Raw genomic sequence first — 25,457 nt, 5'->3', positions numbered from 1 at the left:
CAAACGCCCGCAGTTGACCTGGGAATAAGCGGCGGAACCTTGCTGCCGTTCCAACGGGACAGGAAAGATCAAATAAACGGATTCTTTCCCTTGAGGCACACCGGTAAAATGTGAGTTAATAAAGATGCCGGCGGCGCATTCTTGTTGAGAGGAGCGTGATTCCAGTGGTAAACGCGAATGAGGTGGTTTCCGCTTAACGGCGGAAACCGCTATGGCGCGCGGGAGGCTGCAAAGCCTCCCGTCTATAGCGCCAAACAAGAAGATTTATCTTGCTTGGTTTCACGATCATCGGGTATACTGGAAGCGGAAACCAGATGGTCTCCATACATATTTCAGGGAAGGAGTGTTGAAGAAGATGGTAAAGTTCACAGATCAGTTTGAGGTGTCTACCAACTGAATAGCACAATGAAACTATCCGTCCCTGAGCCAATTTCATGTGTTTTTCGGGCAGGCACGATACGGGTATCGTGTTTTTTTGTTTTTCAAAAAGATTATTCCACTACCAAAATCTAAGAAAGGAGATGTTTAAAAATGTTGATTATTGACAGCACGGGCAGCAAAGGCGCTGCGTATTTCGCAACTGCAGGCATGAACGGCATGAATGGAAACATGGATAAAAACGCGAACAATCATAGGGAGGTACTATACAGTGAGCTACAAGAACGGAAAGGACATTCTTCCCCCTAGCCTGCTGAGCCAATTGCAGGACTACATTCAGGGTGAGATCGTATATATCCCCAAAAAAGAGCAAAAACGCGCGGGTTGGGGAGAAAACAACGGAACACGGAAGGTCATGGAAATTCGCAATCGGGAGATTTACAATCTCTACAGAACCGGATGGACCATGAAAGACCTGATTTGCAAATACCATTTATCCGAGGACAGCATCCGCAAAATTATCATCAAAACGCGGTGCGCGCTGTCCGGAACGGCTAGATAAGCGGGAGCCCCCATGGGGTTCCCGTTTCTCATTTGAGAACACAAATAGACCCCGCATTGGTTAGCTAGAACCAGCGAGGTCTATTTTTCATGTATTGCAATATTCACTTTTCTTACCCAAACCTCCTGCTAGATTCATGCTTCGCATGCTCTTCAGATTTTTTCTTCCACATTCCTGACATGCTTCGCATGCTCTTTACCACATCAGGAGTCAACCTGAGGGGTTGGAAATCCGTTTTGCCCTTTATGACGAATCTGGCTGCATAATACGTGGTTTGCTTTTGTTGCTTGCCCTTTCCGGGTTCAATCGCTCCTGCATGCCTGCCCCTTACAGGAAAATGCTGTCACTTCATTCTCCTTACTGACGTAAAGCGCATAAACATGCTCGCCTGACCCTATTCCATTGGACTATCCCCTTTCATTCCCGTATTCCTTTGTGTCCGTTCGGGGATCAACTTGACCTTGACAAGATTGGTGCGTGTATTCCTTTCCTAGGAATATTCACGTTTAACACCCGCCTAATCCCGACTATTGCAAAGGGTACGAGTTTGCTTATGGGATGGAAAGCTGCAACATTGGAACGTTGTTGTTCCGCTTTCCTTGGCTTTATCATAGCCCATTGTGTTAATTTTGTAAATATTCTAAAAATTCAAATAAAGAGCGTCAAGAGTGAATTATCTCCACTTTTTCATGTGAAATCGCTCTCAAGTTCAATTTTTCTCCGATTCTCGAATCCGTTCGCTCAAAGATAAGGAAAAACATGAAAAAATAGATTGACGCGAGCAAACTGTGGGTGCTAATATGCTTTTAAATCACATTATTTCCATCGGATTAATATCATAACTTTGTGACCGGATGACCGGAGCGAGGAACCAATGGAGGTTCGTGAATCAATCATCTACAGCCTTCTTGTAAAGACAAACGCATATCCTGTTTATAAGTGGGGCGTCGCTCTAATCTGCGGGTTAACGAACGAAAGGAGATAATGAAGTATGGGAAGAGGAATATCGGGGGCATGGAAAAGTTGGTTCGGAAAAGGAACGTCTCTGGCCATCGTAGGAGCATTGACTTTTAGCCTGGCTGCTTGCGGCGACGGCAAAAAAGATGAAGCTTCGGCAGCACCGACAAAGGCGGCTCAAACGAATAGCGGAGAACAAACGGCAGCGCCGACAAAGAAAGCGGATCTCAAACCTGTGGAGCTCACCAATGTATCTTATGATCCAACACGGGAGTTATATAAAGCCTACAATGAAGCTTTTGCGAAATATTGGCTGGAGAAAACCGGTCAGAAGGTAACCTTCCAGCAATCCCACGGCGGTTCAGGCTCGCAAGCCCGCTCCGTCATTGACGGACTGGAAGCCGATGTTGTCACCCTGGCATTAGCCTATGACATTGATGCTATTGCCGATACCGGCTTGATCAATAAAGACTGGCAAAAACGGCTCGACCTGAACAGCTCGCCTTATACATCGACTATCGTCTTCCTTGTGCGGAAAGGGAATCCCAAAGGCATCAAAGATTGGGACGACTTGATCAAGGATAAGGTCGAAGTCATCACACCTAATCCGAAATCTTCCGGCGGCGCCCGCTGGTCCTATTTGGCGGCATGGGGTTACGCTCTGAAGAAGAATAACAATGATGAGGCGAAGGCTAAAGAATTCGTCACCCAGCTATACAAACATGTGCCGGTACTGGATTCTGGTGCGCGGGGGTCAACGACCACGTTTGTTGAAAAAGGCATCGGCGACGTACTGTTGTCCTGGGAAAATGAAGCTTATCTTTCGTTGAATGAGCTGGGTAAGGACAAATACGAAATTGTTTACCCGTCCATCAGCATTAAGGCAGAACCTCCCGTATCCGTCGTCGATAAAGTAGTGGATAAACGCGGAACAAGGGAAGTCGCGGAGGCATATCTTAAGTATCTGTATACGGACGAAGGCCAGACTATTGCGGCGCAAAACTATTACCGTCCGACGAATCAAGCGATTTACGATAAATTCAAAGACCACTTCAAGAATATCGAATTGTTTGACATCAGTCTCTTCGGCGGCTGGCAAAACGCGCAAAAGACCCATTTTGCCGATAACGGCGTATTCGACCAAATTTATAAGCCTTAACATCTGTGAGATAAAGAGGCAATCGGAGGAACCCTTCTATGACTCGAGTCAGGAAAAGAAAAAGCGTTCTCCCCGGATTCGGCTTGTCCATGGGCTTTACGATTCTCTATCTGAGCCTGATTATTCTGATTCCGCTGTCCGCTGTTTTTCTGAAGACGGCGGATCAGAGCTGGAGCAGCCTGTGGAAGACGATTTCCAATCCGCGGGTGGTCGCCTCCTACGAACTGAGCCTATATACCAGCTTCATCGCAGCTGCCATCAATGCCGTGTTCGGCTTGCTGGTGGCTTGGGTGTTGGTGAGGTACCGTTTTCCGGGGAAGCGGCTCATCGATGGGATTATTGATATCCCTTTTGCGCTGCCGACAGCGGTGGCAGGGATCGCCCTTACTTCTATCTATGCGAAAAACGGGTGGGTAGGGAGCATTTTGAATGGCTGGGGCATTAAATCCGCCTATTCGCCGCTAGGCATCATTATCGCTCTCACCTTTATTGGGCTGCCCTTCGTCGTCCGTACTCTGCAGCCTGTGATGGAGGAACTGGATAAGGAGACCGAAGAAGCGGCAGCCGGTTTGGGAGCGAACCGTTTGCGCACTTTCCGCAAGATCATTTTTCCGGAACTGCTGCCGCCGCTTCTTACCGGGTTTGCCCTGGCTTTTGCCCGTTCCTTAGGGGAGTATGGATCGGTCGTCTTCATCTCCGGCAACATGCCGATGAAAACGGAAATTACGCCGCTGCTCATTATGACGAAGCTGGAGCAGTTCGACTACGTCGGGGCGACGTCTATCGCCGCGGTCATGCTGACCCTCTCCTTCGTGTTGCTGCTCGTCATCAACCTGGTGCAGTGGAAGACCAATCAGAAGATGCTGCCCCGCTGACTGGAAACGATAGCCCGCATAGCGGGATTTAAGCTCGGCCATATATAAGTGAAAATTATGGCATTCATAAGCTTCAACAGGAGGTTTCTGCTATGTCCGTGACCGCACAAGCGCAGCCGGCTGTCCGTTCTGCCGTACGACCGCGCCATATTGATGAGCCGGTTTGGATCAAATGGGTATTGACCAGCATCGCTCTTCTATTTCTACTCGTCATTCTGGTGCTTCCGCTCATTTCCGTTTTCGCTGAAGCCTTCAAAAAAGGGGTTGACCTCTATTTTGCGGCATTGCGGGAAAAGGAAGCGTGGTCTGCGATCCGATTGACCTTGACCGTTGCTCTCATTGCCGTTCCGCTCAATACTCTCTTTGGTCTTGCTGCGGCGTGGTCGATTACGAAATTCCGGTTCAAGGGCAAAAACGTGCTGCTGACCCTGATCGACTTGCCATTTTCCGTTTCGCCTGTTATCGCCGGTTTGGTCTTCGTCTTGCTGTTCGGGTCGCGGGGTTGGTTTGGACCGTTTCTTTCCGAGCATGACATCAAGATCATTTTTGCCGTGCCCGGGATCATCCTTTCCACGGTCTTCGTTACGTTTCCTTTTGTCGCAAGAGAACTGATTCCGCTTATGCAAGCTCAAGGGATTACGGAAGAGGAGGCGGCGGTTAGTTTGGGGGCGAGTGGCTGGCAAATTTTCCGCAAAGTCACCTTGCCGAATATCAAATGGGGGCTGCTGTACGGGGTGATCCTGTGCAACGCCCGGGCGATGGGGGAGTTCGGCGCTGTATCCGTCGTATCCGGCCATATCCGCGGAAAGACCAATACGCTGCCGCTGCATGTGGAGATCTTGTATAACGAATATCAATTTTCCGCCGCTTTTGCCTGTGCGTCTCTGCTGGTGCTCCTGGCCATGGTCACGCTTTTGATTAAGGCTTTGGTTGAATGGAAGCACAAGCATGCCTGATAGGTCCGATATCATGAAGGAGGGATTCCCGATGCACATCAGTGTCAAAAACCTTAGCAAGCAATATGCCAAGCAGGCTGCCGTAGATAACGTCAGCTTTGAAATCGGGGAAGGCCAGCTGATCGGGCTCTTAGGACCGAGCGGCGGCGGGAAAACAACGATTTTGCGCATGCTGGCCGGACTTGAGCAGCCGGATTCGGGTGAGATTTATTTTCATGGCGTACGGGTGGAAAACACGCCGCCGCAGAAGCGGGGCATCGGCTTTGTTTTTCAGAACTATGCCTTGTTCAAGCATATGACGGTTTATGATAACATCGCCTTCGGTCTCACCGTGCAAAAAAGAGACAAAAAAGAAACCCGCGCCAGGGTGGAAGAGTTGATCGAGCTGACCGGTCTGAACGGCTTGGGCAAGCGGCTGCCTCATCAGCTCTCCGGAGGCCAGCGGCAGCGGGTCGCTTTTGCCCGGGCTATCGCTCCAGAACCGCAGCTGCTGCTCTTGGATGAGCCTTTTGCCGCCATCGATGCGAAAGTCCGTAAGGAGCTGCGCACTTGGTTGAAAGAAATGATCGACCGGGTAAAGATCACGACGATCTTCGTGACCCATGATCAGGAGGAAGCCGTGGAAGTGGCCGATGAAATCATGGTGATCAGCCGTGGCAAGCTGGAACAGAAAGGCAGTCCTTGGGCGATTTACAAGGAGCCGGCTACGCCTTTTGTCGCTTCTTTCATCGGAGAGTCTAACCAGATCGAGGATTGTTCCAAGCTGAAAGGCTTCGAGAATCAGACTGCGGGTACGAAAGCGATGATCCGTCCGGAATTTATCGAAATTTCGAAGGATTCGGAGAGCCCGCTGACTTCGGTGCTGGAAACCGGCATCGTCCGCAATTTGTACTTCCGGGGCACCACTTGGGAGGTTGAGGTGGACACCGGCGCCCATCGGCTGTTAGCGTACCGTTCCTTGGAGAAGGAACCGCTGGAGATCGGAGAGGAAGTCGGATTGCTCATTCACCGTTTGTACTGCTTCGATGACCAATCGGGTTCGATGCTGGAGAATGCCCGCAAAGTCGACCCGATGCCCATCTACATTTAATTTAAAGAGCAGGTACTATGGAAAGAGAGGGATTGGTTAAATGGCAAAACCATTGGAGTTGGATGAGAAGACGGCTAGCCTGTTAACAGATACCCTGAACGGAATGCTTTATGGAACAGTACAGATCGTCGTTCATGAAGGCCGTATTGTTCAGATCGACAAAACGGACCGCAAACGGTTTGATCCTTCCGGGGATGAGCTGTCGAACAAACGCAGAGAAGCCCGGTGAATCGCCGCAAGCCGCCATCTCATGAGCAGGAAGTCAAAAAGAAAGAACCTATCCATCCGAAAGGATCAGATAGGTTCTTTTTTTAAGCTTGCAGCCATTCGCCATGCGCGACGGGGATCACGTTTCCTCCAACGGAAACGGAGATGCTGCCGTCTTCTTGTTCATCTGCTTTCAGATAGAGAAGGGAAGGGCGTCCGATTTCATAGCCCTGCTCCGCTTTCACATCGATGGACGCGGAGCCGAATATCCGATGTTTGACTAAATAGCCGGCCAGACAGCCGCATGCCGATCCCGTAGCCGGGTCTTCCGGAAACCCATTATCATCGACAAAGACACGAACGTGCACATCGTGTCCGGCCTCCACGGCCTCGGGCGTATAAACCAACAAGGTGATTATACCGTTGCGGTTCAGGAATGAACGAAACGCGTCACGGTTGATGCGGCAGCTTTTGACCGCTTGCAGCGTGGATAAAGGCACGATGGCCGCGCCGATACCGTTGTTTACGACTTGAATGGGGGTGCGGCTGTCGATATCCTCAGGCAAAATCCCCAGTACCGCTGCCAGATCGTCCGCCGTCAAGGTTTCGCCGAAACGCGGCGGTATTTGTTTCATCGTGAGCGGAGAAGCCGCGCCCTCACCGAAGGAAACGGGGATTTGGCCGGCTTTCAAGTTCAGCGTTACCGTTTCAACGGGCTGCTTGATGATCTCCTTGCGAATGATGTAGGCGGTGCCCAAAGAAGGATGCCCGGCAAATGGCAACTCGTAGTTCGTCGTAAAGATCCGCACATCGTACCCGCCGTTCCGCTGATCCTCCGATAAGACAAAGGTGGTTTCCGCATAGTTGATCTCCCGCGCGATTGCCTGCATTTCCTCGCCGGACAAATGCCCCGCTCCGATAAATACGGCTAGCGGGTTCCCCGCATATTTGGTTTGCGCAAAAACATCGACAACATGGTATTTCATAACTCAACCATCCTCCTCTTACCATTTTGTTACACACCACTATAGCGAGAATACATGGAGATGGTCAAGGATGGATCAAAAAATGGGAAAAAACCGGCTTGCCCTCAGGCAAACCGGTTGGAAGTCAATTATTCCGCAGGTTTCCATGCCTGGGGATGGTTGTCGCTTAAGAGCTCAGCCGCTGCCGCGTTGGCGTCGACCTGCTCTTCGTTTTTGCAGCCGGGGATTACGGCGGTGACCGCATTGTGTTTTAGGCACCAGGCTAGCGCCCATTTGGCCATGTCCATGCCTGTCGGCACTTCGTTTGCCTGGATAGACTCTACTTCCTTCAGCTTGCGTTCGACTGCCGCCGGATCGTGGCGGTGCCGCACGTCGCCTGCGCCGAAGGTGGCGCCGGGTTTATATTTTCCGCTTAAATAACCGCTGGCCAACGGCACCCGCGCCAATACGCCCAAATCCTGCTCCTGGCAGGAGGGGAATACTTCCGACTCCGGCTCCCGTTCCAGACGGTTGTATACGACCTGAATGGCGGAAGCGCCGATACGGCTGGCGGCCGAGGTTTGATGGATGTTTTTGTTGCTGCCAATGGAGATGCCCAGATGGCGGATTTTTCCCGCTTGCACCTGCTTGTCCAAAGCGGTCCACAGGGCGTCGTTGTCAAAAACGGCATCCGGTCCGGAATGGAATTGGTAAAGGTCAACATAATCGGTTCGCAGCGCCTTGAGGGATGCCTCCAACTGCTTCAAAACGTCATCTGGCGTGAAAACATCAGTACGGCTGAATTTTTCATGGAAGTGATGGCCGAATTTGGTGGCGACAATCCAATCTTCCCGACGATCCTGAGCCAGGTAACCGCCGATGAGCTCTTCGGATAGATGGTCGCCGTAGCACTCCGCCGTATCCAGCAGATTGATGCCCTGCTCCTTCGCTCGTCCGAGAATGCGGTTCACTTCTTCCTGAGCGAAGGATTTTCCCCACTCGCCGCCGAATTGCCAAGTACCGACGCCGATGACGGACACCTTCATATCGGTTTTTCCTAATCTGCGGTATTTCACTTGCCATTCCTCCCGTCTTATCGGTATGATGTCTACTATCATACACCAATTTCCTCCGGCTACAAAAATGGAAAGGCGTGAATCCGTTATGTTTACCGCACTCACTCTTTATATCGTAGTAGTAAATATCATCGCCTTCTTCCTCATGGGCAGCGACAAAGCCCGAGCCCGAAAAAAGAAACGTAGAGTTCCGGAAGCGCGGCTATTCGGACTGGCCGCTATAGGAGGCGCGCTCGGCATCATGCTGGGCATGAACCGTTTTCGCCATAAGACACTGCATAATTCCTTCCGCCTGGGCATCCCGCTTCTGCTCATCTGGAATGCTGCCGCAACAGGGTATCTGTATACGGTGATAGGAAAATAGAGCAGGATGTTAAGGAAAGCGATTGCCGGCATCCGGGTTGCATTTTGTTTACCTGCGTGGTATAGTGACTTTTGTTTGATAGGACCGCAGTTGTTCTATTGAATCTGCGGGTGTAGTTCAATGGTAGAACTCCAGCCTTCCAAGCTGGTAGCGTGGGTTCGATTCCCATCACCCGCTCCAACATATTGCCTTCTGAAACCCTTGGACGCCAAGGGTTTTTTTGTGTTCATTTTTCGGAAAGAGAGCAAAAGGCTCGCATTAAAACCAGTGGTGTGGATTGTGTTGCATCATGGTTTGTATGATAACTTTTCGCCATCCGTCATCGTCTATTAGAGACACAGAATGGGAAAGAAAGGGAACGGGATGAGGCGCATGGCGAAACGGATGAGAACGGGAAAAAGTTTGGGGATCGGGTTGGGGATTGCACTGGTTGTAATCGTAAGCGCGGTATGGATCGGGAATGGCAGGCTTGGAGGAGACCCAATGGGAACGCCGACGGGGGGCTCGCCTGTTGCACAAACCATTGCTCCGTCTGCAACCTCCAATGTGCAAGAGGACGATGATTTATCTGTTCCGCCTCCGAATACGCCCCGGGCAATAGGCCGCACCTCAGGAGGGGAGTGGACCATCGTTCCATCCGGGGAGGAGCAGGTGGCCAAACTGGGCGCGCCAAGCTGTTATGGAATCGAAACCGACTATTCGTTCACCGGGAACTATCAGGTGGTCTACACCCCAACCGGAGGTCAGCCCCAGGTTGTGGGGAAGGTGACGGAATCCCCGCTCGTCAGCCAAAGCCTTGAGCCGGAGATGATGTCAACCATCGCACTGCCCGGCGCAGAAGGACTGCTGTATTATCCTCAGTATACGGGCTGCCACGGCATTCCCTTTTACCTGTTCGCGGAGAAAGACGGGCATGGGATGATGCTTCAGTTTGACCAAAATAGGAATGAGCCCGGTATCTCCGATTCTTTCACTACCTCCTTGGAGGCGAACAAACGGCCGAAGGTAGTAAATGGACAGTTGATTACAGAGACTCCTCAAGGAGCAGGTCAAGATTTCCCCATCCGTTACGTATTCACTCCAGATTACGACCGAAAGATGATGGTATTAATCCGAACCGAGCAGCTTGACAGCAAAGGCGGCGGAGCGGCGGCTCCTCTCGATTTTCAAAAGGTGGCGCTACCGCCAGACCGCAAAGTGACTGTTTTGAAAGCATCGGATGTAGCGGAAGTGATCGAAGATAATCCCATTGCAGGAGATCGGTTTGTCACCTACCGGAAAAAGGGAGACACGGAAAATCTGCATGCCTATTTCGTACATGACGGTAAATCTTATGATTTGGGCGTCTTTGGCGCTATGGCTTACGCTTATCGGGGGGCGCCGGAAGTATCGATTGATTCGTTATTCGGCAAAAAGACGCTGACCGCTACCGGCACGTATGGGGCTGCTTATGCGGCAACCTACTTTTTTGACCTGACAGATGGGATACCCAAGCCCTTTTTGGCGGTAGAGTCCGGATATGCCCGTTATGCCGATTTTGATGGCGATGGCATTAACGAAATAACGGCTCAGTATGGCACTCCAACATATCTGGAGCTTTACCGCTGGACAGGCGCAGGCTTCGAATCTGCCGATGTGGCGCAGGCTTTGGGGGCCAAGTCGGTCTATGTCGCAGACTCATCGACTAGCGCCGGGAAAAAGGTGTTCATCGCCGGATTTGATGATGGGGAACGGCAATATGAATACAAGGATGGCTCGCTTATTCCGGTCATTACCAAGTGAGAATGGCAAATGCGAGGTTTTTTTTGGAAAGGGCAAGTCGCGGCTTGCATCGTGCGGGGATTTTTCCTATAATATGGGGTAATTCACAACAAAAATGCATCGATGGAGAAGAGTACGCAGTGCTTTCCGACAGGGAGAAGGCCCCGTAGATTGAGAGGGCTTTCGGGAAATCAGGCTGCCGAAGTTCGCTCCGGAGCAGTTCCTTGAACCGTCTTTTCGGCGTAAGTAGAGGGTACCGGCACGAGCCGTTAATTCGTTAAAGTGAAGGGCATGTTGCCATGCGAGTTTAATGCGGGCAGCGGACCTTAACAAGGGTGGTACCACGGCGTTTTCGTCCCTTATCGGGATGAGGACGCCGTTTTTGGCTTTATCGGAGGAAAAGCAAGACAGGAAATCGGAGGCGAAAGATGTCATGAGAGATCGTTTGGAAGCGTTGAAGGTTGAAGCGTTGCGGGAACTGGAGGCAGCCGGCAACAGCCAGGAGCTGCTGGACCTGAGGGTCAAATATTTAGGAAAAAAAGGGCCGCTCACGGAAATTTTGCGGGGCATGGGTGCTCTGAGTGCGGAAGAGCGTCCGATCATTGGCCAAGTGGCGAATGACGTCCGCCAAGCTATTGAGCAGGTTTTGGATGCGAAGCAGGAAGAAGTGCAAAAACAGGAAACCGCTGAGAAGCTGAAGGGTGAAACCATCGACGTTTCGTTGCCTGGCCGCCAATCGGTGCCGGCGGGAACGGAGCATCCCTTGAGCCGGGTGATCCGCGAGATCGAGGATATTTTCACGGGTATGGGCTATACCGTGGAAGAAGGGCCGGAGGTGGAGACGGATTATTACAACTTTGAAGCGATGAACATGCCGAAAAACCACTCCGCCCGGGATATGCAGGATACGTTCTATGTCACCGAGGAGCTGCTGATGCGGACCCATACGTCGCCGGTGCAGGCGAGAACGCTGAAGCGTCTAGAGGGACACGTGCCCGTGAAAATTATTTGCCCCGGCAAGGTTTACCGGCGGGATGAGGACGACGCCACCCACTCCCATCAATTCACGCAGATCGAAGGGCTCGTGGTGGATAAAGGAATCCGCATGAGCGATCTGAAGGGAACGCTGCTCCAGTTCGCCAAGGAAATGTTCGGGCCGAACACCCGCATCCGGATTCGTCCCAGCTTTTTCCCCTTCACTGAGCCTAGTGCCGAGGTTGACGTTTCCTGTATGATGTGCGGGGGCGTTGGCTGCCGGACGTGCAAAGGCAGCGGTTGGATCGAGATTTTGGGCTCCGGGATGGTGCATCCCAACGTGCTGCGCATGCAGGGATACGATCCGGAGGTATACAGCGGCTTCGCCTTCGGCATGGGCGTAGAACGGATTGCTATGCTGAAGTACGGGATCGACGATATCCGGCATTTTTACACCAATGATATGCGCTTGTTGAAGCAGTTCAGCAAGCTGTAAGGGAACAGCGTTTAACAACGCAGGCAACGAAATGCAAAGTGTGTGAAATTGAAATAAGGACGTGATATAGATGAAAGTATCATACCGGTGGTTATCGGAATATGTGGACCTTTCCGGCTATACGGCGGAAGATCTGGCGGAGAAATTGACCCGCAGCGGTATTGAAGTCGATGGAGTCGAAAAGCTGAACAAAGGCGTCAACGGCGTTGTTGTCGGTTATGTTAAAGAAAAGCAAAAGCACCCGGATGCGGATAAGCTGAATGTATGTACCGTGGATGTCGGCGGGGAGCAGGATCTGCAGATCGTCTGCGGCGCCGCCAATGTGGCGGCTGGGCAAAAGGTGCCGGTTGCGGTGATCGGATCGGTACTGCCTGGCGATTTCAAAATCAAGCGGGCCAAGCTGCGGGGCGTAGAGTCCCAAGGGATGATCTGTTCCGCCAAGGAACTGGAGATCAACGATCGCTACATGCCGAAGGAGATTCAGCAAGGGATCTACGTTCTGCCTCCTGAAACGCCTGTTGGCGAAAGCATTCTCAGCGTGCTCGGCCTGGATGATGAGATTCTCGATCTGGATCTGACGCCGAACCGTTCCGATTGCTTGAGCATGATCGGCGTGGCTTATGAGATCGCAGCTATTCTCGGCCGGGATGTCAAACTGCCCGATCCGCAAGATGGGCTTGCCGTCACCGGTGAACAAGCGGCAGACAAAATCAAGCTCTCCGTCGAAGACGAAGCGGCATGTCCTTACATTTCGGCAGGATTTGCCGAAGGGCTGACCATCGCGCCGTCGCCTTTGTGGATGCAGTTACGGCTCATGGCTGCAGGCGTTCGCCCCATCAGCAACGTGGTCGACATCACCAACTATGTCATGTTGGAATACGGCCAGCCGCTGCATGCCTATGACGCCGATAAGCTGCAGAGCGGAGTCCTCGGCGTACGCACCGCCCAGCTTGGAGAAAAGCTGGTCACCCTCGACGACGTCGAGCGGACCTTGGAGCCGCACATGCTGGTTATCACCGACGGCAGGGCGCCTATCGGCTTAGCCGGCGTTATGGGCGGAGCAAGCACCGAAGTGAGTGCAGAGACAACGCGGATCATGCTGGAAGCCGCCAAGTTCTCCGGCGCTTCGGTGCGCCGCACTTCCCGCCAGTTGGCGCTGCGCTCAGAAGCAAGCCAGCGGTTCGAGAAAGAGGTTAACGCCGATGCGGTAACCGACGCGCTGAACCGCGCCCTCTCGCTGATGTGCTTGTACGCCGGTGGTAAAGCCGCCCAAGGCTATGCGGAATCCGCGCCGCGGAAGGCAGAGCCGATTAAAGTCACCTTGTCTCTGGAAAAAGTGAACGCCCATTTGGGTACGGAACTAACCGCCGATCAAGTGGCGAATATTTTCACGAAACTGGTTTTCCCTTTTACAACCGAAGGTACAGGCAGCAATACTGTATACACGGTTTATGCTCCCGGACGCCGCGGAGACATAACCGGCGGGGTTGATCTGATCGAAGAAATTGCCCGTTTGAACGGCTACGACGAGATCCCCACCACGCTGATGTCCGGGGTGACGACGCCGGGCTCGCTCTCGGCGGAGCAAAAAATCCGTCGCCGTCTGCGATCCATGCTTATTGACAACGGACTGAGCGAAGTGATTTCCTACTCGCTGGTGCATCCGGATGCGAACAAGGAGTTCCCCGGCGCTTATAAGGAAGCCAACCCGATTCCGCTGGCCATGCCCATGAGCGAGGAGCACAGCGTACTTCGCACCAGCCTTGTTCCCCAACTCTTGGAAACGGTGCAGTACAACCGCAACCGCAACATGGGGGATGTGGCTTTGTTCGAAATCGGCAAAGCGTACGTATCCATGGAAAAAGCCATCAGCGAGCAGCCTACCGAGAGATTGCTGCTGTCCGTTATTTTGAGCGGTAACCGGACGGGGATGCATTGGGCGGCCAAACCGGAGAAGTTTGATTTTTATGACCTGAAGGGGATTTTTGAAAAGGTTGCGGCCGTTCTTGGCCTTCCCGCTACGGTCTACCGGGCGGCAGCACCGGCAGGCTATCATCCGGGACGCACGGCGGAAATCGTGCTTCCTGTGGATGGTAAACAAGTACCCGTGGGCTTTTTGGGCCAATTGCACCCTGATCTGCAGCGCGAGAAGAGCTTGGGCGACACCTTCGTATTTGAAGTTGAACTGGATACCCTCAGCCAATATGCTGATTTTGCCGTCACCTATAAACCGATACCTCGCCACCCTGTGATCAGCCGGGATATCGCGGTTGTTGTGGATGCGTCCGTGCCTGTAGGCGAGATGCTGGCCAAGGTGAAGGAGACGGCAGGCGAGCTGCTGGAACATGCCGATATCTTTGATATTTATACCGGGGAACGGTTGGGAGAAAACCGCAAGAGCGCGGCGTTGTCCTTAATCTACCGCCATCCGGAAAGAACATTGACCGACGAAGAAGTGACGGAGCTCCACGGCAAAGTTGTCACGGCTCTCGAGCAAACTTTTGCGGCTGAACTGAGAAAATAGCAGGAACCGGGACGGAGTTCCGCGAATATGTAAACAACGCGTAAAAGGAGGTTTTTGATTTGAATCCGGAAGAAAAGACGCGGCTTACGGTTGACATATACGGATCATCTTACCGATTGAAAGGTACGACTAGCCCGGGCTATATGAAGCGCATCGCGGCCCAGGTTAATGAACAAATGCATCAGATCGCCGGCTCCAACGAGCGGTTGGACACGACGAAAATCGCGGTATTGGCCGCATTCAATATGGCCGATGACCTGACGAAGCTGAAGGATGAATGGGAAGAAAACACGGTTCGCACTAAGAGGCTGGAGCAAAACGTCTCCGAGCTCAGGGATAAGGCTGCCCGCGCAGATGAATTGCGGGAGCTGAACGCAGCTCAGCAGGAAGAGCTGGAGCGGTTTCACGAGGCGGAGAAGCGCTGGGCTGAGGAACGGAAGCAGCTGGAGCTTGATAGAGCGGCTGTTGCCGGCGAGCGGGACGATTACCGCAAACAGTCCGAGGAAACGTCTGCCAAACTGCTGACACTGACCGAGGAGCATGATGCGCTGACCAGCGAGACCGCTGCTTTGCGGCATGACCATGAAGCGGACCAGACAGCACTCACCGAAGAGAAAGCTGCCCGCCAGTCTGAAAAAAGCAAAGCCGACGCCAAGCTGCAACAACAGGCTGAAGAGCTGACAAAGTCGGCGGAACGCCTGAAGGAATATGAAAACATCCGCAACACCCTTGTTCAAGAACGGAAAACGCTGCAGGACAAATGGAACGTTTTGCAGACAGAGACCACCGAACTTCGTAAGGACAAGGAAAAATCGAAGGTGCGCTTGGAGGAACAAGCCCGCCGTGAGAAGGATTTGCGGGAGCGGCTGGACCGCTCCCAGCAAGAACACAGCGAAGAACTGCGCAGTTTGAAGTCGGCTCACGAGGAGCAACTGAACGGTTTGCGCAGCGAGCATCTGGAACTGCTCCAGGAAAAGGATACCTCCCATTCCGATCAATTGTCGGAAATAGAGGCAAATCATGCTGCTGAGCTTGCAGGCAAGGAGAGCGCCTATGAAACGAAGCTGCAGAGTCTGATCGAGGAGCATGCCGAAGCATTGCGCCAGACGGAAGCCTCCGATGCCGATAAGCTGAACAAATTGAGAAACGAACATATCGCAGAACTTCAAACGGTAAAAGAGAGCTACGGCGAAGAAATGAAGTCTGTCCAGGATGCCCATTGGGAAGAGCTTGTGGCTTTGAGAGGCGCCCACGATACGGAACGGCAGAATGAGCAGGAAGAATGGGAAGCCGAGAGAAGCCGTCTTTTGTCCAGCCATGAAGATGAGCGGAACAGCATAAGAACGTCCTATGAAGATGAAATCGCCAAACTCAAGGCGTCCCATCGCGACGATTTGGCGCTGATAGAGATGACCCGGGAGGAAGAACTGCAAAAGCTGGCGACAAGCCGGGCGGAGGAAGTCGAACGCAAGGATCTCTTTTTATCGGATGAACTGGATCGGCAAAAGGACGAGCTTGCGAAAGTATGGGACGTTGAGCGCACCGCTCTGGAGGAGCGGCTCGGTAGTCTTGAAGCGGCGGCTGCCGCGGAACGGGAGAGCTTCGCCTCCTCAGAGTCCAATTGGCTTGAAGATAAAGAAGGGTTGGAGTATGCCCTTTTATCGGTACGCATGGAATTAAACCAGTTGACGGAGCGGGAAAACCGGCTAGCCCATGAAAGAGAAAGCTGGGTTACCGAGCACGCGGCTACGTTGGAGTCAACGGATGAGCTTCGCGACTCCTTGGAGGAGCGGGAGAAAGAGCTTGCTTTGAAAAACGAGGAGAACGAGAAGCTGCTGGGAGCGCTGCGCCTGGAACAGGAGCGGAATGCCAATCGGCCTAACGAGGATAGCGAGCTTACCGAGAAGTATGACCGTCTGCTGCAGGAATACGAGATGCTGAAGAAAGAGTACAACGAGTGGATCGAACTGGTAATGGAAGAAGACACTGAGGAAGCAGGAAGCAGATAGGAGATGGCGATGAACGTCATTGATCTGATTATCGCCGCGGCACTTTTGGTCGCCTTTGTTGTCGGATACCGGCGGGGCATGGTCAGTCAGTTGGTCTCCCTCGTGGGACTCGTCCTTGCTTTTTATATTGCCTACCGCTATTCCGACGATTTGGCGCCGCATTTGAGCAAGTGGATTCCCGTGAGTACCTTTACCGGGTATGGGAATTACCAATACGTGCTGCACACTTTGCAGGCGGATGACTATATCCTTCGGGCGCTCTCCTTTGCGCTTTTGTTCATCGCTGTAAAAATCGTATTGTCCGCAGTCGGGCACTTGCTCAATATCGTCGCCAAAATCCCCGGCTTAAACGCCTTGAACCGCTGGGGCGGGGCTTTCCTCGGAGTAGCGGAAGCCGCATTGCTTTCTGCCGTTATCGTATACGTCTTGTCGGTTACGCCGTCGGACCCGGTGCAAAAAGCTCTTGCCGGCTCAAAAGCTGTTCCGTACATTATGGACACCGTCCCGGAACTATTGCAGGGGATAAAAGGCTCCGATCTGAACACCCCATCGACTCCATCGGACACTCCCGCAGAAACGCCGGATGTTTCGAATGGGAAGAAAATTTGATCGATGCAAAAGAAAGAGACCGTCTCTATGAGACGGTCTCTCTTTATTCCCATTAACTCACAATCAGCTTGGATACCATGTCCTTGTGGCCGCTGCCGCAAACGATGCTGCATTTGATTTCGTAGGTGCCCGGCTTATCGAGGGTCACCGTTTTACTGGCGTTGTTCCGCTTCAAATTTACTCCCAGTTCTTTGATGGCTAAGCCGTGCATTCCTTGGCTTTTGAAAGTGATTTTGACTGTTTTTCCTTTGGTTAAGTGGTATTCTTCTTTATCGAACTTATAGTTGGTCGCATGGATGACAAGCTCTTCGTCGGCAGCAACAGCCTTATCACCGGAATTTTTATCAGAAGCTGCGGAAGGCTCGTTGTTCCCGCAAGCGGATAAAGCGGAAGCTAAAGCCAGGGTGAGAAAAAGTGCCATCATTCTTTTCATGCAGGACAAAGCCCCTTTCCCGATTCGTAAATAATAATTGTTATTGTGACAATTATCATTGTACATCAATGGAAAGGGGATTTCTGTGTCTGAATTATGACGACGCACAGAACCGTTTTCTTAAGCCCTGCCGCGGTTGCGGTTCTTGTTGCGGCCGATCACGCCTGTCGGCACAAAAAGATCAATGATGCCGACAACGAGGGCGGCAAGAAGCGCTCCCAGTAAGGTCACTTTGACGTTGCCGACGATAAATTGCGAAAGCCAAATCACAAGAGCGGAGAGCAGAAAGCCGACGATTCCGCGTCCAAAGGGAGAAATATCCCGGTTGAACAGGCTTTCCACCACCCAGCCCAAAACAGCGATGACAAGGGCAAGGACCAAAGCGGATCCGAAACCTCCCACTGAGAATCCCGGAACTAACCATGCAGCAACTAACAAAGCAATGGCAGATACGACGAACCGGACTACGGCTCCGATAACTGTCATAATGGATCATCCTCCTCGATTTCGTGATATTGGGTAGTGTCTCCTGAATGATGTTGATGTATGTAAGATCCAAATGCTGCCGCGGGAGGATTTTTTTCTTATAGAAATATAGACGAATGGCTTCCGGGAGCCGCATTGGCTATAATAAAAAGGATGAAATGATGAATAGGAGAACGACGACTTTGGACAGTAAAATTATATATAAGCTGGAATTTCATAAAGTTCGCGATACCCTTGCCGGGCTTGCAGCTACATCTCTCGGTAAAAGCCGGGCGGAGGTTCTGCAGCCAAGCGGTAAGCTGGAGGAAGTGAAGCACCGCCTGCAGGCGACAGATGAAGCCTTTGCCGCAGACCGTTTGAAGGGCGGAGCGCCTTTCGGCGGCATCCGCGATATTCGGGCTTCTCTTAAGCGCTCCCGCATCGGCGGGATGCTGAATCCCGCTGAGCTGTTGGATATTGCCAATACGATGCTGGGTGCCCGCAGGTTGAGCCGTTTTCTCGAAAACGTCCATGAGAACCGGCCGATTCCTCTGCTCATGAGACTGGCTGAACAAATCAGCGAGGACCGGCAATTGGAAGATCGCATCCGCGATTGCATTGACGAAGGAGCTTTTGTGGCGGATAAAGCGAGCCCTGAACTAAGCCGTTTGCGTCAGGAACTGCGCAATGGCGAGGGCCGCGTCCGCGAGAAGCTGGAGCAAATGGTGCGGAGTTCTTCCATCCAGAAGATGCTGCAGGATAATTTGATCACCATACGCGGCGACCGGTATGTCATTCCCGTCAAACAGGAGTACCGGAGCCATTTTGGCGGAATCGTTCACGACCAGTCCGCTTCCGGAGCGACCCTTTACATTGAACCGGAATCCGTCGTGCAGATGAACAACCGGCTTCGGGAACTGCGCTTGTCAGAGGAACGGGAGATTGAACGAATTCTCATGATCTTGACCTCTCTAGTCGCCGATTTCGCCGATCCGCTCGAAACGACTCTGGAAGCTTTGGGTGAACTTGATTTCATTTTTGCCAAGGCTTCTTTGGCTCGAGAAATGAAGGCGACCCTGCCGATGATGAATGACAGGGGCTTCCTTAAAATCCGTAAAGGCCGCCATCCTCTCATAGCAAAGGATCGCGTGGTTCCCCTTGATGTGGAACTGGGTAATAAGTTTTCGACGATCATCATCACCGGCCCGAATACTGGGGGCAAAACCGTTTCGCTCAAAACCGTCGGCCTGCTCAGTTTGATGGCCATGGCCGGGCTTTTCGTTCCGGGGGAAGACGGCAGCCAGCTCTGCGTATTTGACGCCATTTACGCGGATATCGGCGATGAGCAGAGCATTGAGCAAAGCTTGAGCACCTTTTCCAGCCATATGACCAATATCGTCACGATTTTGCGGGAGATGACGCCGAAAAGCTTGGTGCTGCTGGATGAAGTGGGAGCGGGAACGGACCCTGCCGAAGGATCGGCTTTGGCTATATCGATATTGGAACACATCCACCGCATGGGCTGCCGTATGGTAGCCACGACCCACTACAGCGAATTGAAGGCATATGCCTATGAGAGGGCAGGGGTCATTAACGCCAGCATGGAATTCGACATCAATACCCTCAGCCCCACCTACCGGCTTCTAGTAGGTGTTCCCGGACGGAGTAACGCCTTTGCTATTGCGGAGCGACTCGGTTTGTCGGGGCGGATTATCGAGCATGCCCGCGGCCAAGTTGGTGAAGACGACCAGCGGGTGGAATCCATGATCGCTTCACTGGAGGAAAATCGACTGACGGCGGAAGCGGAACGGCTCAGCGCGGAGAAAGAGCACCGCGAAGTCGATCTTCTGAAGCGGCAGATGGAGGAAGAGCGCCGCCGTTTCGAGGAGGAGCGGGGCAGGCTGCTCGCAAAAGCGGAACGGGATGCGGAGGAAGCGGTAAAGAAAGCGCGGCGCGAAGCGGATGAGATCATCGCCGATCTGCGCAAGCTGGCGATGGAAGAACGCTCCTCCATTAAGGAGCATCAGCTGATCGATATGAAGCGGCGCCTTGACGAGGCGGTACCGGAACTAGCTCCGAAGAAGCCCGCTGGGATCGGCAGCACGCCCAAAAAAGCGCGGCCACTGCAGACAGGGGATGAGGTGAAGGTGATCAGCTTTGGCCAGAAAGGTCAGATCGTCGACATTAGCCCGGAGGAAGCGACGGTGCAATTGGGCATCCTCAAGATGAAGGTGGCCCTTTCCGACCTTGAGCTGCTGAAATCGGCTCCCCAGAAGCAGCAATCGGTGCAGCAAGCGACAACGGGATTGAAACGGACGCGGGACGAAGGCGCACGGTTGGAGTTGGATCTGCGCGGCAAAAACATCGAGGAATCGATCATCGATGTCGACCGCTTTCTGGATGAATCCTTTCTCGCCAGCTTTCCGCAGGTTTACCTCATTCACGGCAAAGGAACCGGCGCACTCAGGGCAGGTATCCAGGATTATTTGCGCAGGCACAAACATGTGAAAAGCTTCCGCATCGGGGCATATAATGAGGGAGGAACCGGCGTAACGGTCGTCGAATTAAAATAGGTCTTGGAATTTATGGAAAGTGAAACGCCCCGGCTCATCTCACGTATGAAAAGGATGTACGAAACATCCATTCGAAATGAAATGACTATTCATAGGGAGGAAAAGAACCATGGGTATTTTCAAAAGACTTCGCGATTTGACGGCTGCTTCTATTAACGACTTGCTGGACAAAGCAGAGGACCCGGTAAAAATGTTGAATCAGTTCCTGCGCGATATGGAGCAGGATATCCTGGATGCGGAAGCCGCTGTAGCCAAACAAATCGCAGTGGAGAAAAAGTTCCAGGGGCAATATGAAGAAGCTTACGATATGGTAGAGAAACGCCAGCAGCAAGCGGAAAAGGCACTGGAGCAAAACAACGAGGATTTGGCTCGCCGCGCCTTGCAAGACAAGAAAGAGCACCAAGTCCGCTATGACGAAATGAAACAGCAATATGACATTGCCAAGGCAAACGCCGACCGCCTGCGTGCCCAATTGGCGGAGATGAAGGACGAATTCGGCAAGATGAAGAACAAGAAGGATCTTCTTGTCGCTCGCGCCGAAGCAGCCAAGGCTCAAAAATCCATCAATCAGGCGATGTCCGGCTTCGGCATGGATAATGCGGCCCGCGGTTTCGACCGAATGAGCGACAAGGTCGCCCAATTGGAAGCGGAAGCGCAAGCCAGCGGGGAATTGAACGACAAGAACCGCGGCCTCGATAAAGAACTGGCGGAACTTGATAAGAATGATGGAGTGGAAGACGAATTGGCTGCCTTGAAGGCGAAGGTTTCCCAAAAGCAGCAAGAGCAGTAATACAGCCGGTTGATGCCCTGTTTTCAGGAGGATCCGTTGGCAGGATGACAAAAGACGAGGCTTTCCAAGCGCGGCGATTCAGGCCGGCGCCTTAAACGGCGCATGGACCATGAGCGGGTGTTAAGGAAAGCCTCTTTCTCTCTACATAAGAAATTATAAGTTTGGACTATAATTAGCCTTATTCCGCAACGGTAAACGTCGCTCGTCCTCATGGGACGGCGAAAGCCGTTTATCCTTGCGTTAAACGGAATTTTTGCAGGTCTATCGGAAATTTGTTGGTGGAGGAACAGCCATGAATAAAGAGGTGGATACCTTGCTGCAAAACCCGTACCTGAACACCCTTGCCTATTACTCTGTGGCGGCGATTGCACTTATCCTGTTTATGGTAATATTCAACCGGATCACCAAGTATAACGACTGGGAGGAGATCAAGAAGGGCAATGTTGCCGTGGCGATGGCCACCGGCGGGAAAATATTCGGGATCTGCAATATTTTCCGCTTTGCCATTCTTAACAACGATTCGCTGCTGGAATCTCTTGCATGGGCCGGCTTCGGATTTGTTCTGTTGATCGTCTCCTATTATTTATTTGAAATTTTGACTCCCTATTTTAAAATCGACGAAGAGATCAAAAACGGCAATAACGCCGTGGGACTCATTTCCTTTCTTATCTCGGTGTCCATATCGTTTGTAATCGGAGCAAGTGTATTATGAAGTATTTGTGGGGAATGCTTTTTGCTCTCGCCCTTGTTTTTCTCGCCATCGGTGTCTATTATGTGCTTCATAATTGACGCGGGGATAAATAGACCAGAGGCTTTTCGTAAGTTCGGTGAACTCGCGAAAGGCCTCTTTTAAGCTTCGGGTATTTTCTTGTTTGAATAACGGGAATTGGTGTTAAAATGATGACGTACCCCGTAATTGACCACCCCATTTTTTTATACTACCATTAGAGAATCTCGGAAAGCCGAGGATTGGCGTGAAGTCGCTTCCCCACATGACGGGTGTTTGCGTATATAATGGATGTGCTACAGGATGTGCTACATAGAAGGAGGGATTGCCCATGAGTTCCAAAGACAAACAAATCTGTCCCTGGTGCCAGACGGAAATTGTTTGGGATCCGGAAACCGGACCGGAGGAAGAATGCCCCTATTGCTTTAACGAGTTGGGCGAATACCGCAGCGTTTCGTTCCGGATGGGTGCCGAAGCCGAAGCGGATCTCGATGATGAAGATGACCAAGACCTCGACGATGCGGACGATGATGTAGTTGACGCGATCGACGACTTGGATGGCGATGACGATTATGATAACGAAGATAAATATCGTGATGCATACAGCGAAAATGTGGAACGTATCATTGATAATCAGGAGTTTGCTCCGGAATGCTCTAATTGCCGTGAATTGATGCTATATGGCGGCAGGCTGCAACTGTCGGGTCACGGGTTCACCCCGGTTAGACCGCAAGTGGTAGAGCGGGAGTTGTTGCCGGAAATTCTCGATATGAGTTTATATGTCTGTCCCTCGTGCTTCAAAACAGATACGTATCTGTCCGAACCTGGGCGGCTGCGCCTGACTCAAGTATTGGGTGAAGAGTAACGTCGAAGGGTGCGAATCGATTTTGGCTTTAACCGGATGACAAAGTTTCCTGGCGGTTTCGTGAACGGAGGCTTTGTCTTCTTGCATTTATTACATATTGGAGGGGTTATCGGTGAAAAACTTTTTCGACAAGATGAAGGACGGGGCTCAGGAAGCCGCGCGGCTTGCGCAGCAGACAGTGGAAACAACCAAATTGAAGACGCAAATCTATGGTTTGGAAAAAGACGTGGATCGTCTTTACCTTACCATCGGCCGGCAAGTATACCGCAGCTTTGAGCAGCATGGCACTCCATACGATGATCAGGAATTTATTTCGGTATTTCAGGAAATCCATAAGCTGCTTGGGGAAATCGACGAACTGGAACGGAAAATCCGCGAGATTCGCAATGAGAAAGAATGCGCTTGTGGCAAAGCGCTTCCGGTAGATGCCAAATTTTGCCCGAATTGTGGCGCTTCCTTTGCTCCACCCCGGTCCGTTGATGCGGACGTTATCCCGGTAACGCCGGAGGCATCTGATTCCGGTTCCTCTCAACCGGTGCAAGAATCTGCTCAACAAGAGTCGGCTCAAGAGCAAGAAAGTCAAGACCAGCAAGTGAAGGAGAGCAAGGATGGGATTGGCGAATAGACGGAATGTCGGCGTTTTTGCCCACGTGGATGCGGGAAAGACGACGACGACGGAATACATGCTATACGAATGCGGCAAAATCCGCGCGCCGGGCAAGGTAGATACAGGGACCTCCCAGACGGATTGGCTGGACGTCGAGCGGGAACGGGGGATATCGGTACAGGCGGCGTCTACCTCTTTTCTTTGGAAGGATACGGCGATTAATCTGGTCGATACACCCGGGCATGTCGATTTTCTTTCAGAAGTAGAACGGTCGATGCGGGTGATGGACGGAGCGGTTCTGCTGGTGTCCGCGGTAGAGGGCGTACAGGCGCAAACAGAAGCGGTTTGGCATGCCCTCAGGACGATGAATATTCCGACGATCGTTTATCTCAATAAAATGGACCGGGTCGGCGCCGACCCGGAAAGGACGCTGGCGGAGATTCGTCGGGTGCTTACACCGGTGGCAATTCCGGTGCAGATTCCGGTCGGACGGGAGCAGGCATATACGGGCAACTGCAGTCTCTGGCAGAATCCCGGCATCGGCGCGTTTTCGCTGCAAGACGCCGTTGAAAGGCTCGCGGAGGCTGATGATGCTATTCTGGAGCGTTATTTAAACGGGGAAAGCTTATCGCCGGAGGAACTTCGGCAAGCTCTCGATGAGCTTGCCCGGACCGGCTTGGCTTTTCCCGTTTTGTTCGGCTGCTCTGCTCGGGGCATTGGTGTCGCGGAGCTGCTGGACGCCATCGTGGAGTTTTTACCTGAGCCAAAGGGAAGTGCCGAGGAACCGGTATCCGGCGTCGTATTTAAAATTGAGAGGCACAAGACCATGGGCAAGCTGGCCTATGTTCGGATGTACGGAGGAACGATCCGCAACCGGGCAGCGGTATTCAACGCCACTCGGAATGTCCACGAGAAGATCACGCAAATCCGCAGGATGGAGGGACAGCGTGGCGAGGATATCGGACTGCTGGCAGCAGGGGACATTGCCGCCGTCTGCGGCTTAACTTCTGCCCAAGTGGGCGATATTTTAGGAAATCCGGCGGGGGTTCCGCCGCAGCTTCGGATGGCGGTGCCGCTCCTGATGGTGCGCGTTTACTGGCAGCAGGAGCAGGATTACCCAGCGGTCGTCGCCGCCATGCAGGAGCTGGCGGAAGAAGATCCGCTTCTTGGCATGCAGTGGCACAGGCAGGAGAGAGAACTGCATATCAACGTCATGGGGCCGATTCAACTGGAAATTTTGACGGCTGTGATGAAAGCTCGCTTCCAGTTGGACGTTACTTTCGGACAGCCTTCGGTCATCTATAAAGAAACACCCTCCCGTACGGCAGAGGGCTTCTATGCGTATACGATGCCGAAGCCATGCTGGGCGATCCTCCGCTTTCTAATCGAACCGGGGGAGAGGGGCAGCGGCCTCGTCTATCAAGGGCAGGTGCGGACGGAGGATCTGCTCCTCCAATATCAGAAACAGGTGGAGCGGCAAGTACCCGAAGCGTTGCTGCAAGGTCTCCGGGGTTGGGAAGTAACGGATTTAAAGGTGACGCTTCTATACGGCGAGCATCATGTTTGGCACACCCATCCCCTCGATTTCGTCGTCGCCACACCGGTAGCGATTATGGAAGGCCTACAGGCTGCCGGCACGACGCTTTTGGAGCCGTTGCTATCGTTTCGCATAACGGTGCCGGAGGAGCTGGGCGGCAAGGTCATGGCCGATTTGGCGCAGATGCGGGCTGAGTTTTCACCTCCGGAGACAGCGGGAGATCGCATGACGGTGGAGGGGAAAATCCCCGTGGCTACCTCTTTGGATTACTCCGTCAAGCTTTCATCTCAATCCAAGGGTAGAGGAACCATGGTCACTTCCTTTTGGGGATATCAACCGGCTCCTCCCGGCACAGATGTGTCGAGACCGCGGATCGGCGTTAACCCGTTGGATCATTCCCGTTACATCTTGAGCGTAAGGAACGCGCTATCTGAGGAGTGGTGAGTATTGCGGTCTGACGTTAAATGGTGACCGCCTAGTGAAAGGCATCATTCCAC

At 52.5% G+C, this 25,457-nt stretch carries 22 protein-coding genes, 1 tRNA gene and 1 other annotated feature; of the genes, 19 read left to right on the top strand and 4 right to left on the bottom strand.

Annotated elements, in window-relative coordinates:
• Window positions 1–649 precede the first annotated feature (649 nt).
• From TJ79_RS11290 to TJ79_RS11265, 6 genes are all read left to right on the top strand, one after another.
• A complete protein-coding gene (locus TJ79_RS11290; protein WP_040950403.1) occupies window positions 650–940 on the top strand; it encodes a CD3324 family protein in 291 nt (96 codons plus the stop codon).
• Between the two features lie 991 nt (window positions 941–1,931).
• Window positions 1,932–3,056, top strand: a complete 1,125-nt coding sequence (locus TJ79_RS11285) for a sulfate ABC transporter substrate-binding protein (RefSeq protein WP_040950402.1) — start codon at window positions 1,932–1,934, stop codon at window positions 3,054–3,056.
• Window positions 3,057–3,094: 38 nt separating this feature from the next.
• Window positions 3,095–3,931, top strand: a complete 837-nt coding sequence (gene cysT, locus TJ79_RS11280) for a sulfate ABC transporter permease subunit CysT (RefSeq protein ID WP_040950401.1) — start codon at window positions 3,095–3,097, stop codon at window positions 3,929–3,931.
• Between the two features lie 92 nt (window positions 3,932–4,023).
• Complete coding sequence (gene cysW / locus TJ79_RS11275) at window positions 4,024–4,887, top strand: sulfate ABC transporter permease subunit CysW (RefSeq protein ID WP_040950400.1); 864 nt, start codon at window positions 4,024–4,026, stop codon at window positions 4,885–4,887.
• 31 nt (window positions 4,888–4,918) lie between these two features.
• Window positions 4,919–5,977 carry a sulfate/molybdate ABC transporter ATP-binding protein gene (locus TJ79_RS11270; RefSeq protein ID WP_040950399.1) on the top strand — a complete coding sequence of 353 codons (1,059 nt, stop codon included), beginning with the start codon at window positions 4,919–4,921 and terminating at the stop codon, window positions 5,975–5,977.
• Window positions 5,978–6,017: 40 nt separating this feature from the next.
• Window positions 6,018–6,206 carry a YezD family protein gene (locus TJ79_RS11265; protein WP_040950398.1) on the top strand — a complete coding sequence of 63 codons (189 nt, stop codon included), beginning with the start codon at window positions 6,018–6,020 and terminating at the stop codon, window positions 6,204–6,206.
• Window positions 6,207–6,288: 82 nt separating this feature from the next.
• Here the strand turns inward: TJ79_RS11265 and TJ79_RS11260 are convergent, their stop codons facing one another.
• The gene (locus tag TJ79_RS11260; RefSeq protein WP_040950397.1) at window positions 6,289–7,170 is read right to left on the bottom strand and encodes a PhzF family phenazine biosynthesis protein; all 882 of its coding nucleotides are present in this window, start codon (window positions 7,168–7,170) and stop codon (window positions 6,289–6,291) included.
• A gap of 128 nt (window positions 7,171–7,298) precedes the next feature.
• Complete coding sequence (locus TJ79_RS11255) at window positions 7,299–8,225, bottom strand: aldo/keto reductase (protein WP_040950396.1); 927 nt, start codon at window positions 8,223–8,225, stop codon at window positions 7,299–7,301.
• 67 nt (window positions 8,226–8,292) lie between these two features.
• Here TJ79_RS11255 and TJ79_RS11250 point away from each other — a divergent pair, with 67 nt between their 5' ends.
• The 7 genes from TJ79_RS11250 (at window position 8,293) to TJ79_RS11220 (ending at window position 16,963) form a co-directional block, all read left to right on the top strand.
• The gene (locus TJ79_RS11250; RefSeq protein WP_420319386.1) at window positions 8,293–8,589 is read left to right on the top strand and encodes a DUF1294 domain-containing protein; all 297 of its coding nucleotides are present in this window, start codon (window positions 8,293–8,295) and stop codon (window positions 8,587–8,589) included.
• Window positions 8,590–8,695: 106 nt separating this feature from the next.
• Window positions 8,696–8,769: transfer RNA gene (locus tag TJ79_RS11245), tRNA-Gly, on the top strand.
• 162 nt (window positions 8,770–8,931) lie between these two features.
• Window positions 8,932–10,371, top strand: a complete 1,440-nt coding sequence (locus TJ79_RS25955) for a hypothetical protein (RefSeq protein WP_052339504.1) — start codon at window positions 8,932–8,934, stop codon at window positions 10,369–10,371.
• Window positions 10,372–10,461: 90 nt separating this feature from the next.
• Window positions 10,462–10,713 (top strand) — a binding site (T-box leader).
• A 70-nt stretch (window positions 10,714–10,783) separates the two neighbouring features.
• Complete coding sequence (pheS, locus tag TJ79_RS11235) at window positions 10,784–11,821, top strand: phenylalanine--tRNA ligase subunit alpha (protein ID WP_040950420.1); 1,038 nt, start codon at window positions 10,784–10,786, stop codon at window positions 11,819–11,821.
• Between the two features lie 70 nt (window positions 11,822–11,891).
• Window positions 11,892–14,345, top strand: a complete 2,454-nt coding sequence (gene pheT / locus TJ79_RS11230) for a phenylalanine--tRNA ligase subunit beta (protein ID WP_040950394.1) — start codon at window positions 11,892–11,894, stop codon at window positions 14,343–14,345.
• Window positions 14,346–14,404: 59 nt separating this feature from the next.
• Complete coding sequence (gene zapA / locus TJ79_RS11225) at window positions 14,405–16,354, top strand: cell division protein ZapA (protein WP_040950393.1); 1,950 nt, start codon at window positions 14,405–14,407, stop codon at window positions 16,352–16,354.
• A 9-nt stretch (window positions 16,355–16,363) separates the two neighbouring features.
• Window positions 16,364–16,963, top strand: coding sequence for a CvpA family protein (locus tag TJ79_RS11220; protein WP_238322960.1), 600 nt, complete (start codon window positions 16,364–16,366; stop codon window positions 16,961–16,963).
• A 52-nt stretch (window positions 16,964–17,015) separates the two neighbouring features.
• Here TJ79_RS11220 and TJ79_RS11215 read toward each other — a convergent pair whose 3' ends face one another.
• Both TJ79_RS11215 and TJ79_RS11210 read right to left on the bottom strand, forming a co-directional pair.
• Window positions 17,016–17,396 (bottom strand): cupredoxin domain-containing protein, encoded by a 381-nt coding sequence (locus TJ79_RS11215; RefSeq protein WP_040950392.1) that lies wholly within the window; start codon window positions 17,394–17,396, stop codon window positions 17,016–17,018.
• A gap of 120 nt (window positions 17,397–17,516) precedes the next feature.
• Complete coding sequence (locus TJ79_RS11210; protein WP_040950391.1) at window positions 17,517–17,882, bottom strand: phage holin family protein; 366 nt, start codon at window positions 17,880–17,882, stop codon at window positions 17,517–17,519.
• 182 nt (window positions 17,883–18,064) lie between these two features.
• Here TJ79_RS11210 and TJ79_RS11205 point away from each other — a divergent pair, with 182 nt between their 5' ends.
• The 6 genes from TJ79_RS11205 to TJ79_RS11180 all read left to right on the top strand — a co-directional run bounded on the left by TJ79_RS11205 (window position 18,065) and on the right by TJ79_RS11180 (window position 25,404).
• Window positions 18,065–20,434 carry an endonuclease MutS2 gene (locus TJ79_RS11205; RefSeq protein WP_337588941.1) on the top strand — a complete coding sequence of 790 codons (2,370 nt, stop codon included), beginning with the start codon at window positions 18,065–18,067 and terminating at the stop codon, window positions 20,432–20,434.
• A 109-nt stretch (window positions 20,435–20,543) separates the two neighbouring features.
• Window positions 20,544–21,224 (top strand): PspA/IM30 family protein, encoded by a 681-nt coding sequence (locus TJ79_RS11200; protein ID WP_040950390.1) that lies wholly within the window; start codon window positions 20,544–20,546, stop codon window positions 21,222–21,224.
• Window positions 21,225–21,516: 292 nt separating this feature from the next.
• Complete coding sequence (locus TJ79_RS11195; RefSeq protein ID WP_040950389.1) at window positions 21,517–21,936, top strand: DUF350 domain-containing protein; 420 nt, start codon at window positions 21,517–21,519, stop codon at window positions 21,934–21,936.
• A gap of 346 nt (window positions 21,937–22,282) precedes the next feature.
• Window positions 22,283–22,816: a hypothetical protein gene (locus TJ79_RS11190; protein WP_040950388.1), complete on the top strand. Its 534-nt coding sequence runs from the start codon at window positions 22,283–22,285 to the stop codon at window positions 22,814–22,816.
• A gap of 112 nt (window positions 22,817–22,928) precedes the next feature.
• Entirely contained in the window at window positions 22,929–23,441 is a 513-nt protein-coding gene (locus TJ79_RS25950) for a zinc ribbon domain-containing protein (RefSeq protein ID WP_052339501.1), read from the top strand.
• Window positions 23,425–25,404, top strand: a complete 1,980-nt coding sequence (locus TJ79_RS11180; protein ID WP_040950387.1) for a GTP-binding protein — start codon at window positions 23,425–23,427, stop codon at window positions 25,402–25,404. The genes TJ79_RS25950 and TJ79_RS11180 overlap by 17 nt, the downstream gene beginning before the upstream one ends.
• The last annotated feature ends 53 nt before the right edge of the window (window positions 25,405–25,457 follow it).

This window comes from Gorillibacterium massiliense (genome assembly GCF_000455485.1).
Classification (GTDB): domain Bacteria; phylum Bacillota; class Bacilli; order Paenibacillales; family NBRC-103111; genus Gorillibacterium; species Gorillibacterium massiliense.
Note: the sequence above shows the minus strand (reverse complement) of the source record. Positions and strands in the feature narration are given on the sequence as shown.